The sequence below is a fragment of the Pseudomonas sp. SGAir0191 genome, assembly GCF_002812565.2.
In the GTDB taxonomy this organism is placed as follows: Bacteria; Pseudomonadota; Gammaproteobacteria; order Pseudomonadales; family Pseudomonadaceae; genus Aquipseudomonas; species Aquipseudomonas parafulva_B.
This window is the reverse complement of the sequence record NZ_CP025035.2, coordinates 4,376,734-4,389,466: the sequence shown is the minus strand read 5'-3', so window position 1 is coordinate 4,389,466 and position 12,733 is coordinate 4,376,734. Positions and strand designations below refer to the sequence as shown.

The window sequence follows — 12,733 nt, the reverse complement described above, 5'->3', positions numbered from 1 at the left end:
CCGTTTATCGTTACACTGCGCGGCCTTTTCGGGCTGCCGCACGTGTTGCGGCAGTAGCGCCGCCCCTGCCAGAGTGGGGCTTCGCGGTCGGCCTCATGTACAGGTACGACCAGTTTTTGTCCTCAGCACCGAGGCACAAAAGTGGCCAAGAAAGCTTCTTCCCTTTCCGCCCTCGGCGGTCTTGTTTATTCGACCGATGCCGGTCGTCATTGCCCTGACTGTGGCCAGCCTGTGGATGCCTGTACCTGCAAGCAGCAGGTCATCCCCGAGGGTGATGGCATCGCCCGCGTGCGCCGCGAGAGCAAAGGCCGTGGCGGCAAGACCGTGACCACCGTCACGGGTGTGCCGTTGCCGCCCGATCAGCTCAAGGAGCTGGCTGCCACCCTCAAACGCCGCTGTGGTACCGGTGGCGCGCTCAAGGACGGCGTCATCGAGATCCAGGGCGATCATGTGCAATTGCTGCTCGCCGAGCTGATCAAGCAGGGCTTCAAGGCGAAAAAGTCGGGCGGCTGAGTCGCTCGGCAGGTTTTCGCCCTGCGCTTTCTAAACTCGTCGCAGTGACCAGGGTCTACCCCAGAGCACGGACGAACCGTCATTTTTGGCTTCTACACTGCCTTCCCGGTTTGCCCAGCAGTGTCTTGACTCAATTTATAGGGGACTTGAATGTCCGTACGACGCACACGCAAAGACGATGGTAGCCAATGGACCGTGGCCGATAGCCGCAGTGTTTATGGCATCCGCCATTGGGGCGCAGGGTATTTCGCCATCAATGAAGCCGGGCGCGTCGAAGTACGCCCCAACGGCCCTGACAGCTCGCCGATCGACCTGTACGAGCAGGTTGATCAGCTGCGCCAGAGCGGCCTGTCGCTGCCTTTGCTGGTACGCTTTCCCGACATTCTGCAGGACCGCGTGCGCCAGTTGACCGGCGCCTTCGACGCCAACATTGCGCGCCTGGAATACCAGAACCAGTACACCGCGCTCTACCCGATCAAGGTCAACCAGCAGGAGGCGGTGGTCGAAAACATCATCGCCACTCAGAACGTGTCCATTGGGCTGGAAGCCGGCTCCAAACCTGAATTGCTGGCAGTGCTGGCCTTGGCGCCCAAGGGCGGCACCATCGTCTGCAACGGGTACAAGGACCGTGAGTTCATCCGCCTGGCGCTGATGGGGCAGAAGCTGGGCCACAACGTCTTCATCGTCATCGAGAAAGAGTCCGAAGTGGCCTTGGTGATCGAGGAAGCGGCCGACCTGAAGGTCAAGCCGCAAGTGGGCCTGCGCGTGCGCCTGTCGTCGCTGGCATCGAGCAAATGGGCTGACACCGGGGGCGAGAAGTCCAAGTTCGGGCTTTCTGCCGCGCAGCTGATTTCCGTGGTGCAGCGTTTTCGCGACGCCGGCCTCGACCAGGGTATTCGCCTGCTGCACTTCCACATGGGCTCGCAGATCGCCAACTTGGCGGACTACCAGCACGGTTTCAAGGAAGCCATCCGCTATTACGGCGAATTGCGCGCTCTGGGCTTGCCGGTGGATCACATTGATGTGGGCGGCGGCCTGGGGGTGGACTACGACGGCACCCACTCGCGCAACGCCAGCTCGATCAACTACGACATGGATGACTATGCCGGCGTGGTGGTGGGCATGCTCAAGGAATTCTGCGACGCGCAGGGCCTGCCGCACCCGCACATCTTCTCGGAGAGCGGTCGTTCGCTGACGGCTCACCATGCCATGCTGGTCATCCAGGTCACTGATGTAGAGCGCCACAACGACCAGGTGCCGACCATCGAGAACAAGGACGCGCTGCCGGAAACCGTGCAGTGGCTAGCCGATCTGCTAGGGCCCACCGATATCGAGATGGTGACCGAAACCTACTGGCGCGCCACCCACTACATGGGCGATGTGGCCGCCCAGTACGCCGACGGCAAGATCAGCCTGGCCGAGAAAGCCCTGGCCGAGCAGTGCTACTACGCGGTGTGCCGTCGCCTGTACAACTCGCTCAAGGCTCGCCAGCGCTCGCACCGCCAGGTACTCGATGAGCTGAACGACAAGCTGGCGGACAAGTACATCTGCAACTTCTCGGTGTTCCAGAGCCTGCCCGATACCTGGGCCATCGGCCAGGTGCTGCCGATCATCCCGCTGCACCGCCTGGACGAAGAGCCCCTGCGGCGCGCCGTGTTGCAAGACCTGACCTGCGACTCCGACGGCAAGATCAACCAGTATGTCGATGAGCAGAGCATCGAGACCAGCATGCCGGTGCATGCCCTGAACGAGGGCGAGGACTACCTGCTGGGCGTGTTCCTGGTCGGGGCCTACCAGGAGATCCTGGGCGACATGCACAACCTGTTCGGTGACACCGACTCGGTGAACATCTACCAGAATGCCGATGGTAGCGTGTACCACGCCGGTATCGAGACCCACGACACCATCGAGGACATGCTGCGCTACGTGCACCTGTCTCCCGAGGAACTGATGACTCACTACCGCGACAAGGTGGCCAGCGCCAAGATCACCGCGCGCGAGCGTACCCAGTACCTTGATGCGCTGCGCCTGGGCTTGACCCGTTCGTCCTACCTCTCGTCCTGAGAAGCCTCAGCCCCTGAGGGGGGCATCGCCGCCACGCCTTCGCAGCGTGGCGGCGGTGAGCACCGCCTTGGGTTGCTCGCTGGCCCATGCCAGTCATCTCACGCCACCCAGGCGTCCTTGCCCTGCAGGCGCCACCCCACCCAGGCCAACGTCATGGCGCGCACGCCCATGAAGCCGAGAAACGCTAACCACAGCCCATGGTTGCCTAGCCCGCTCAGGGCAAAGGCCAACGGCAATGCAATGGCGAGCGATGTCAGCATGGCATTGCGCATTTCCCGGGCGCGTGTGGCCCCGATGAACAGCCCATCGAGCAAATAGCTCCACACGGCGATCAACGGCAGGCACGCCAGATAGGGCAAGTACGGATAAGCCGCCGCCCTGACACTGTCGATATCGGTTTGCAGATCGATGAACAGGTGTCCCCCCACCCAGAACAGAACGGCAAAGACCGAACTTGCAATCAGCGACCATCCACCGGCTACCACCAGCGCACGGCGCAGGGTGCCGCGGTCCCGAGCACCAATGGCGTGACCGCACAGCGCCTCGACCGCGTGGGCTAGCCCATCGAGGGCATAGGCCGTCAGCAGCAGGCCGTTGAGCAGCAGTGCATTGGCCGCTACCGTCGCCTCGCCCAGGCGTGCGCCCTGTACGGCGATCAGCAGGAAAACCAGCTGCAAGGCAAGGCTGCGCAAAAAGATGTCGCGGTTCACTGCCAACAGCGGGCGCCAGGCCTGCCAGCGTCTGAGTGCTGCCCAGGCGATGTGGCCCGGATAGGCGCGCAGGGCCGGGCGGGTAAGCGCCAGGCCCAGCAGGGCCGCGCACCATTCGGCAATCACCGACGCGCGTGCCGAGCCCAGGACGCCCCAGTCCAGGCCGAGCACGAACCACAGGTTCAGCACGATGTTGAGCAGGTTGGTGGTCAGCAGGATCGCCAAGGGCGCCCGGGCATTCTGGGTCCCCAGAAACCACCCGACCAGGGCGTAACTGGCCAGTGCCGCCGGCAGGCCCAGCAACCGGGTGTGGAAGAAGGTTTGTGTGGCCTGCCCCAGGGCCGCGCTGGGCTGCATGGCGTGCAGGGCCAACTGGCTGAAGGGCAGGGCCAGCAGGCCGATGAGCAATGCGAAGCCCACTGCCAGCAACAGGCCCTGAACCAACACCTGGCGCAGGGCGGCGCCATCGCCTCGGCCCGCGGCCTGGGCGGCGAAGCCTGTCGAGCCCATGCGCAAGAAGCCCATCAAGCCGACCATGAAGGTAAACAGCGTAGCGCCCACGGCCACTGCGCCCAGCTGATGGGCATGGGGCAGGTGGCCAATGACGGTGCTGTCGACCAGCGCCACCAGTGGCACCGAGACATTGGACAGGATCATGGGCGCGGCCAGCCCCCACACCTTGAGGTGGGTGGGGCGGTGGTGCCAGTCGGCGAAGAATCGGGGCATGTTCATTCCAGCGAAAACGAGGACTGCAAGCGCTTGATCGGGGCGCCCGCCGGGCGGCAATGCAAGCCAAGGGCGACAGTGTAACGGCCACGCAACCATTGCGTGCGACCAAGGTCTCATCTGGCGCACAACGCTGGGTGTAGCACCTGGCCTTGCGCTATAGTTGCTGCCTTCATCTACACCCTGCCTTCGAGTGTCTACTCCATGTTCAACAAAGGATTGTTGCTGGCCTGCGCGCTGGCCTTGCTCAGCGGCTGTGACTCCTCAACGCCTGACGCCCCAGCGCCTGCCCAGAAGCCAACCGCCAGCGCCAGCGCCGCCGCCAAGACGCCACAGCGCGAAGATCCTGCGGTGCTTGCCAAACGCTACGAGGGCCGTGAGCTGACGGTACTGGATGTGTCGGAAGTACAGCTCGATGGCGCGGCCACACTGTCGGTCAGTTTCTCGGCGCCGCTGGATGCCGACCAGGACTTCACCAACAAGGTCCACCTGGTGGACACGGTCAAGGGCAAGCTGGACGGCGCCTGGGAGCTGTCCGACAGCCAGATGGAGCTGCGCCTGCGTCACCTGGAACCGCAGCGCAAGCTGGTGCTGACCGTGGACAAGGGGCTGCTGGCCGTCAACGGCAAGGCGTTGCAGGAAGAGTCGATCACTCGCCTTGAAACCCGCGACATGCAACCCACCGTTGGCTTCGCCAGCCGGGGCTCGCTACTGCCGACGCGGCTGGCAGAGGGCCTGCCGGTCATCGCATTGAATGTGAACAAGGTGGATGTGGAATTCTTCCGCGTCAAACCCGACATGATTTCCTCGTTCATGGCCAACTGGGGGCGCAGCAGCAGCCTGGAGTACTACCAGTCCAAGGACACGCTGAGCATGGCTGAACTGGTCTACAGTGGCCGCTTCGACCTCAACCCTGCACGCAACACGCGCGAAACCGTGCTGTTGCCCATTGCCGGCATCAAGCCGCTGCAGGAGCCCGGTGTGTATCTGGCCGTAATGCGCGCCTCGGGAACCTACGATTACTCCCAGCCAGCCACCCTGTTCACCTTGAGCGACATTGGCGTATCGGCCCATCGCTACCGTGATCGCATCGATGTATTCGCCCAGGCCCTGGAAGGGGGCAAGGCGATGGATGGCGTGAACATCGAGCTCCACGACAAGAAAGGCAAGCTGCTGGCCCAGGCCAGCACTGATGGAAAAGGTCATGCTGAACTGCCGATCACGTCCAAGGCCGATACCCTCATCGCCACCCAAGGCGTGCACACGACCTTGCTGCAGCTCCATACTGCGGCCCTGGACTTGGCAGAGTTCGACATCACCGGCCCCCAGGCCAATCCGCTGCAACTCTTTATCTTCGGCCCGCGCGACCTGTATCGCCCAGGCGAAACGGTGCTGCTGAACGGCCTGCTACGCGACCAGGACGGCAAGCCCGTCAAGGCTCAGCCGGTGAATGTCGAAGTACGCAGGCCGGATGAACAGGTCAGCCGCAAGTTCGTCTGGGAAGCAGACGATAAGGGTCTGTTCCAGTACCAACTGCAACTGGCCACCGAGGCGCCGACCGGCCGCTGGCAACTGCTGCTCGACCTGGGCGGTGGACGCAAGCAGGTCTACGAGTTCCTGGTCGAGGACTTTCTGCCTGAGCGGCTGGCCCTCGACCTCAAGGGTAGCAGCAAGCCCCTGGCCCCTGAGCAGGACGCGCGCATCGAGGTGACTGGCCGCTACCTGTACGGTGCGCCGGCCGCTGGCAATCGCCTGAGTGGCCAGGCCTATGTGCGCCCGCTGCGTGAAGCGGTACCTGCACTGCCGGGCTACCAGTTCGGGTCGGTTACCGAAGGCGAACTGGAGCAGGACCTGGAGCTCGATGAAGTCACCCTCGACCAGGCGGGCAAGGCGGTCTTGGATATTTCCAGCCGCTGGGCAGAGGCGCGTTCGCCGTTGCAACTGACCGTGCAGGCAAGTTTGCAGGAGTCCGGCGGCAGGCCCATTACGCGCCGCCTCGAGCAACCTGTTTGGCCGGCTGAACGCCTGCCAGGCCTGCGTGGCCTGTTCGACGGCGATGAAGCCGACAGTGAAGGCCCGGTGGAATTCGAGTTTCTGGTCGCTAACCGCGAGGGCAAGAAACTGGCCGCCGCCGACCTCAAGGTCAGGCTGATCCGCGAGCGACGCGATTACTACTGGAACTACTCGCAAGATGACGGCTGGAGCTACGCCTACAACGAAAAATTCCTGACCCAAGTGGAAGAGACGGTAAGCGTCAAGGCCGACGCCACGGCCAAGCTGAGCTTCCCGGTCGAGTGGGGCCCCTATCGCGTGGAAGTCGAAGACCCGCAGACCGGCCTGGTGTCCAGTCAGCGCTTCTGGGCAGGCTACCGCGCCCAGGACAATGCCGAAGGCGGAGCTGTACGCCCCGACCAGGTCAAGCTGGCTTTGGACAAACCCTCCTACGCCGACGGTGCAACGGCCAAGGTCACGGTTACGCCGCCGGCCGCAGGCAGTGGTTACTTGATGATCGAGTCCAGCGACGGCCCGTTGTGGTGGCAGGAAATCCAGGTACCTGCAGAAGGCAAGACCTTCGATATCCCGCTGGACAAAGCCTGGGCACGCCACGACCTTTACCTCAGCACCTTGGTGGTGCGCCCAGGTGAACGCAAGGCCAATGCCACGCCCAAGCGTGCGGTAGGCGTGTTGCACCTGCCGCTCGACCGTGCCGATCGCAAGCTGGCAGTCAGTTTGCAGGCACCGGAAAAAATGCGTCCCAAGCAGCCGCTGACGGTCAAGATCAAGGCGGCAAACGCCGACGGCAGCGTGCCTGCACAGATACGGGTGCTGGTGTCGGCGGTGGACGTCGGCATTCTCAATATCACCGACTTCAAGACCCCGGATCCATTCGCAAGCCTGTTTGGCCGCAAGGCCTACGGTGCCGACCAGCTCGACATTTACGGGCAACTGATCGAAGCCGGGCAAGGGCGTCTGGCCAGCCTGGCATTCGGTGGTGATGCGGCCATGGCCAAGGGTGGCAAACGCCCCAATACCACCGTCACCATCGTGGCCCAGCAGAGCCTGCCGGTGACCCTGAACGACAAGGGAGAAGGGCAGGCCACGGTCGATATCCCTGATTTCAACGGCGAGCTGCGGCTCATGGCTCAGGCCTGGACCGAGGATCACTTCGGCATGGCAGAGGGCAAGACCGTGGTGGCCGCACCGCTGATTGCCGAACTCTCGGCCCCACGGTTCCTGGCAGGCGGCGATCAGACGCGCCTGGCGCTGGACCTGGCCAACTTGTCGGGAGCTGCCCAGCAGCTGACCGTGCAGGTGATCACCGAAGGACAAGTGAGCCTGACCGGCAATGCCACGCAGTCTGTAGCGCTGGCCGAAGGCCAGCGGTCGACCCTGATGATTCCGGTGCAGGCCCAAGGTGGCCTGGGGCAGGGCAAGGTGCATGTGCAGGTGACCGGCCTACAGTTGGCTGGCGAGGCGCCGACCACGTTCGAGCGCGAATGGACGCTGGGCGTGCGTCCGGCCTATCCCGCCATGCTCAAGCACTTCCGCGTGGCCTTGAAGGATCAGCCCTGGACGCTGCCCGAGGCGGACCTCGCGGCCTTCGAGCCTGCCGGCCTCGAGGGCACGCTGGCCCTGTCGAGCCGACCCCCGCTCAACCTCGCCGAACAGATCCGGGCGCTGAAGGCTTACCCGTATGGGTGCCTTGAGCAGACCACCAGCGGGCTGTACCCGTCGCTGTATGCGGACGCCGATACCCTCAAGCGGCTCGGCATCGAGGGTGAACCGGCCGAGGTGCGCAAGCGCAAGATCGAAATGGGCATCGAGCACCTGTTGGGCATGCAGCGCTACAACGGCAGCTTTGGCTTGTGGAGTGCCGACAGCGAAGAGGAATACTGGCTGACGGCCTATGTCACCGACTTCCTCCTGCGCGCGCGCGACCAAGGCTATGGCGTACCCGCCGAGGCGCTGAAGAAAGCCAACGAGCGGTTGTTGCGCTACCTGCAGGAGCGCAACCTGATCGACGTGGACTACAGCGACGATGCCGATCACACCCGTTTCGCCGTGCAGGCTTACGCCGCGCTGGTGCTGTCGCGCAGTCAGCAGGCGCCCTTGGGCGCGCTGCGCGGGTTGTTCGAGCGCCGCGCCGACGCGCGTTCAGGTCTGCCGTTGGTGCAACTGGCCGTGGCCTTGGACAAGATGGGTGACAAGCCTCGTGCCGACCAGGCCCTGCAGGCAGGGCTTGCCGTCAGCCGCGGCAAGAACTGGATGGCAGATTACGGCAGCCCCCTGCGTGACCAGGCGTTGATCCTGGCACTGCTGCAGGAGAACAAGCTTGCCAGTGGCCAGGTGGACCAGCGGCTCTTCGCCCTGTCCGATGAAGTGGCTGCCAATCGCTGGCTGTCCACCCAGGAGCGCAACGCCTTGTTCCTGGCCGGGCGTGGCCTGCTGGGCACGCCGGAAGTCAAGTGGCAGGCCCGCCTGGACAGCGCCGGTGAGCTGCGTGACTTCAATAACGCCGAAGCCGGCATGAAGTTGGAAGGGCCACTGTTGGCATCGCCGCTGACGGTGCAGAACCAGGGCAGCCAGACCGTCTACCAGCAGCTGACCCTGTCGGGTTACCCGCGTCAGGCGCCGCCTGCCAGTAGCAATGGCATGCAAATCCGCCGCGAGTACCTGGGCATGAAGGGCCAGCCGCTGGACCTGGCGAACCTGCGCAGCGGCGACCTGGTACTCGTGCACCTTGCCCTCAAGGCCGATGAGCGCGTTCCCGATGCCCTGGTGGTCGATCTATTGCCTGCGGGCCTGGAGCTCGAAAACCAGAACCTTGCGCAAAGTGCAGCCAGCCTGGATAACGCCAGCGGCGCCGTGAAGCAATGGCGCGAATCGATGCAAAATGCCAACGTGGTTCACCAGGAGTATCGCGACGACCGTTACGTCGCAGCGCTCAAGCTGGACAGCTACGCCACTACGCATCTGCTGTACCTGGCGCGAGCGGTGACCCCTGGCACCTACCGGGTACCACCGCCGCAGGTCGAGTCGATGTACCGCCCGAATCTGCAGGCCGTGGGGGAAGGGCAGGGTGAGATGACGGTCAAGCCTCGCTAGGGGCAGGCCTTGTGCGACGAGCAGAGGCTTTCACATGTTCGTCGCACGGCCACTCAATGGATCACCCAGCTCATTACCCACAGGCCCAATACCAGCCAGATGATGCCTAGGATGATCGAGGCACGCATGAAGGCGCGGATCGCCGAGAACAGCAGCATCAGGCCCACGATCAGGGCCAGGATGCTGACCAGCGAGGTGTCCATGCCCAAGGTGCGCGACAGGCCATCGACGAAATTGCCGCCGGCATTGGCCAACAGGTTGAACAACCCGCTCAGCGCGTCGACGACGATGCGGATCAGCGATCCCAGTGCTTGCCCCAGCCATTCGAAAAAACCTTCTACATGCATAGTTGCTTCCTGATCAACATGGCGGCGTTCTTGCCGTTTCCAGTGCTTTGGCCCTTTTCAGGGCAGGTCGGTTCCCGATGCCAAGCTTAGCCCGCTGGTGGCGATCGCGACCCTGCAAAGCAGTGCGTACCCTGGTGATTGGCGTGGTGGCCTTGATGGGCCTGCTGTGGCTGGCCGACCGGATCTGGCCTTTGCCCATGCCGTCCGACGACCTGGCCCGGGTCGTGCTGGCAGAAGATGGCACACCGTTGTGGCGATTCGCCGATGCCGACGGGGTGTGGCGCTATCCGGTGAGCCCCGAACAGGTCTCGCCGTTGTACCTGCAAGCGTTGCTGACGTACGAGGACCGCTGGTTCTACCGGCACCTGGGCGTGAACCCGATGGCCCTGGTCAGGGCGGCGTGGTTGAACGCGCGGGGAGGGCGTGTGGTGTCAGGCGGCAGCACGTTGTCGATGCAGGTGGCACGCCTGCTCGATCCCCATGATCGCACCGTGGCGGGCAAGCTGCGGCAGCTGTGGCGCACACTGCAGCTGGAGTGGCACCTGTCCAAGCGGGAGATTCTGCAAATCTACCTGGACCGCGCGCCGTTCGGCGGCACCTTGCAAGGTGTTGCCGCTGCCAGCTGGGCTTATCTGGGCAAGTCGCCCTTGCATCTGACGCCGTCGGAGGCAGCCCTGCTGGCGGTACTGCCGCAAGCCCCCAGCCGCCTACGCCCCGACCGCCACCCCGAGCGCGCCGAACGCGCACGCAACAAGGTGCTGCAACGGTTGGCGCAGTATCAGGTGTGGCCCGAGCAGCGCCTGCGCGAAGCGGCCGAAGAGCCGCTGGTGCTGGCGCCGCGTCAGGAGCCGGCACTGGCGCCTTTGCTGGCCCGCCGTCTGAACACCCCGGGTAGCCCGCCGTTGATCCGTACCACCGTGGATGCAGGGTTGCAGCGCCGGCTGGAAGACTTGCTGCTGGGATGGCGCGCGCGTCTGCCGGAGCGTACGTCTGCCGCCATCCTGGTGGTCGATGCGCAAACCATGGCTGTACGCGCCTATCTGGGCTCGGTCGACCTCACGGACGCCCGGCGTTTCGGGCACGTGGACATGGTGCGGGCGTTGCGCTCGCCTGGCTCCACGCTCAAGCCGTTTCTGTACGGCCTGGCGATGGACGATGGGCTCATTCATTCCGAGTCGCTGTTGCAGGACGTACCCCGGCGTTACGGTGACTACCGTCCGGGCAATTTTTCCAGCGGCTTCAGTGGGCCGGTGTCAGCGAGTTCGGCATTGGCCCTGTCGCTCAACTTGCCCGCCGTGCAGCTGCTCGAAGCGTACGGCCCGAAACGCTTCGCCGCACAACTGCGCATGGGCGGCTTGCCGCTCACGCTACCTCCGTTGGCCGAGCCCAATCTTTCGCTGATCCTGGGCGGTGCCGGTAGCCGCCTGGAAGACCTGGTAGGTGGCTACGCGGCCTTGGCCCGGGAGGGTAGAAGCGCCCAGGTGCGGTTGCAGCCCCAGGCACCCCTGGTGGAGCACCGGCTCATGTCTCCGGGCGCAGCGTGGATCATCCGGCGCATTCTCAGCGGCCAGGCTCGGCCCGACCGCGACCCGCATGCCGAACTGGTACGCCGTCCCCAGCTGGCCTGGAAAACCGGCACCAGCTACGGCTTTCGAGACGCCTGGTCGATTGGCGTCGGCCCTCGCTACCTGATCGGGGTATGGATTGGTCGGCCCGACGGCACCCCTGTGGCCGGGCAGTTCGGCCTGGCCTCGGCCGCCCCATTGATGCTGCAAGTGCACGACCTGCTCAGCAACCGGGACAGCCAGCGCGGGTTAGAGGCCCCGGTGCAGCGAACGCCTGCCAATGTCGGGGTGGCGGCGATTTGCTGGCCTCTGGGGCAGGCGATGAGCCGCCAGGACGGCAATTGCAGGCGCCAGCGTTTTGCCTGGACCCTGGACGGCACCGTTCCTCCCACGTTGCAGGCGGCCGATCAGCCGCTGGGCCTGGGTTTGCGCGAACACATCTGGGTCAACGACCGCGGCTTGCGCGTCGACAGCAATTGCCCAGGCGCCCAGGCGCGCGAGGTGGCCCTGTGGCCCGCCCCCCTGGAACCCTGGTTGCCTCGGGCTGAACGGCGGGCTGCCCGTCTACCGGCCATGGACCCCACATGCCCACCGCAAGGCCCGGTCAGTGCCCCGCCGCTGGCCATCGCCGGTATTCGTTCTGGCGACCATCTGCGTCGCCCCGCCACCAGTGGGGAACCGCTGCAAGTGGCGGTGTCGGCGCTGGGCGGTAGTGGGCGGCGTTGGTGGTTCCTCAATGGGCAACCGCTGGGCGAAACCCAAGGGCAGGACAGCCTGATGGTGCGCCTGCCGCAGGCAGGGCAGGCCGAGTTGAGTGCGTTGGACGAAAGTGGTGAAACGGCGCGGGTAGTGTTTCAGGTCAATGAGTAGTATGGCGGTGTGCCGGTGCCGTGGCACCGGCACCTGTCAGTGCGCCGTGAACCGTTGATTCACCGGGGATGAACCTGGTGTCAGTGCCAAGGCCAGTTGCGTGCGGTTGTGCATATGGGTCAGGCGCAACACCTGGGACACGTACAGTTTCACCGTGTTTTCGGTGATACCCAGTTCACAGGCGATCTGGTAATTGGTCTTGCCCTTGCCCACCAGCCGCGCCACTTCCAATTGACGTGGCGACAGCTTTTCGAATACCGAGGGCAGCTCGGCCTCGGCTTCCTCCATGTCGCCGGCGCGCCGGTGAGCCCCTTGTCCGCGGGCTTTTTCCAGGTCTTGATACAACTCGTCGACGGACTCTGCCAGATCCTGCAGGCGCTGATTGAGCCCACTGAGGTCGTGGAAGCCGCGCTGACGTTCCTGCAGCACCTGCTCCTGGCGGCGTACCCCTTCGAGCAGCTCGTCGAGATCCATCGGTTTCTGGTAGTAGTCGGCAAAGCCTTCGCGCAGCGCCCGAATGACGTCCTGCTTTTCGGCACGGCCGGTCAGCATGATGGCTTCGAACATGCGGTGGCTACCGTCGATCTGCTTCAGGGCGCGCATCAGCTCGATGCCATCGCGTCCGGGCATGTGAAGGTCGCAGATGATCAGACCGATGGCGGGGTCGGCCTCATAGCGTTTTACCGCCTCATCTGTGGAGAGTGCCGATACGCAACTGTATCCCTTGGCTTCCAGGAACTCGCATAGCTGTTCGACGATGACTGGCTGATCATCGACTACCAGCACTTTCATTTCACTTACAGGTTTGGACACGATCAACTCCCTGTGAATA

7 protein-coding genes are annotated in these 12,733 nt (G+C 64.2%); 4 read left to right on the top strand and 3 right to left on the bottom strand.

Features of this window, described 5'->3' with window-relative positions; genetic code table 11:
* Positions 1 to 141: 141 nt before the first annotated feature.
* A complete protein-coding gene (locus CWR53_RS19610; RefSeq protein ID WP_100852306.1) occupies positions 142 to 513 on the top strand; it encodes a translation initiation factor Sui1 in 372 nt (123 codons plus the stop codon).
* 150 nt (positions 514 to 663) lie between these two features.
* Complete coding sequence (gene speA, locus CWR53_RS19605; RefSeq protein WP_058605287.1) at positions 664 to 2,577, top strand: arginine decarboxylase; 1,914 nt, start codon at positions 664 to 666, stop codon at positions 2,575 to 2,577.
* Between the two features lie 98 nt (positions 2,578 to 2,675).
* On the opposite strand, the gene CWR53_RS19600 is transcribed toward speA, so the two are convergent.
* The gene (locus CWR53_RS19600) at positions 2,676 to 4,013 is read right to left on the bottom strand and encodes an MATE family efflux transporter (RefSeq protein WP_058605286.1); all 1,338 of its coding nucleotides are present in this window, start codon (positions 4,011 to 4,013) and stop codon (positions 2,676 to 2,678) included.
* A gap of 204 nt (positions 4,014 to 4,217) precedes the next feature.
* Between CWR53_RS19600 and CWR53_RS19595 the strand changes: the two genes are divergently transcribed.
* Entirely contained in the window at positions 4,218 to 9,119 is a 4,902-nt protein-coding gene (locus CWR53_RS19595; protein WP_100852305.1) for an alpha-2-macroglobulin, read from the top strand.
* Between the two features lie 53 nt (positions 9,120 to 9,172).
* Here CWR53_RS19595 and CWR53_RS19590 read toward each other — a convergent pair whose 3' ends face one another.
* The gene (locus CWR53_RS19590) at positions 9,173 to 9,466 is read right to left on the bottom strand and encodes a hypothetical protein (RefSeq protein ID WP_023535173.1); all 294 of its coding nucleotides are present in this window, start codon (positions 9,464 to 9,466) and stop codon (positions 9,173 to 9,175) included.
* Between the two features lie 77 nt (positions 9,467 to 9,543).
* On the opposite strand from CWR53_RS19590, the gene pbpC reads away from it, so the two are divergent.
* Positions 9,544 to 11,901 (top strand): peptidoglycan glycosyltransferase PbpC, encoded by a 2,358-nt coding sequence (gene pbpC / locus CWR53_RS19585; protein ID WP_100852304.1) that lies wholly within the window; start codon positions 9,544 to 9,546, stop codon positions 11,899 to 11,901.
* Positions 11,902 to 11,937: 36 nt separating this feature from the next.
* Here pbpC and CWR53_RS19580 read toward each other — a convergent pair whose 3' ends face one another.
* On the bottom strand, positions 11,938 to 12,693 hold the full coding sequence (locus CWR53_RS19580) for a response regulator transcription factor (RefSeq protein WP_081322872.1): 756 nt from the start codon (positions 12,691 to 12,693) through the stop codon (positions 11,938 to 11,940).
* Between the last annotated feature and the right edge of the window lie 40 nt (positions 12,694 to 12,733).

Bases quoted from the DNA above. Each gene is read 5' to 3' on its own strand.
- speA (WP_058605287.1), top strand. From the start codon at position 664: ATGTCCGTACGACGCACACGCAAAGACGATGGTAGCCAATGGACCGTG.
- CWR53_RS19600 (WP_058605286.1), bottom strand. From the start codon at position 4,013: ATGCCCCGATTCTTCGCCGACTGGCACCACCGCCCCACCCACCTCAAG.
- CWR53_RS19595 (WP_100852305.1), top strand. From the start codon at position 4,218: ATGTTCAACAAAGGATTGTTGCTGGCCTGCGCGCTGGCCTTGCTCAGC.
- CWR53_RS19590 (WP_023535173.1), bottom strand. From the start codon at position 9,466: ATGCATGTAGAAGGTTTTTTCGAATGGCTGGGGCAAGCACTGGGATCG.
- pbpC (WP_100852304.1), top strand. From the start codon at position 9,544: ATGCCAAGCTTAGCCCGCTGGTGGCGATCGCGACCCTGCAAAGCAGTG.
- CWR53_RS19580 (WP_081322872.1), bottom strand. From the start codon at position 12,693: ATGAAAGTGCTGGTAGTCGATGATCAGCCAGTCATCGTCGAACAGCTA.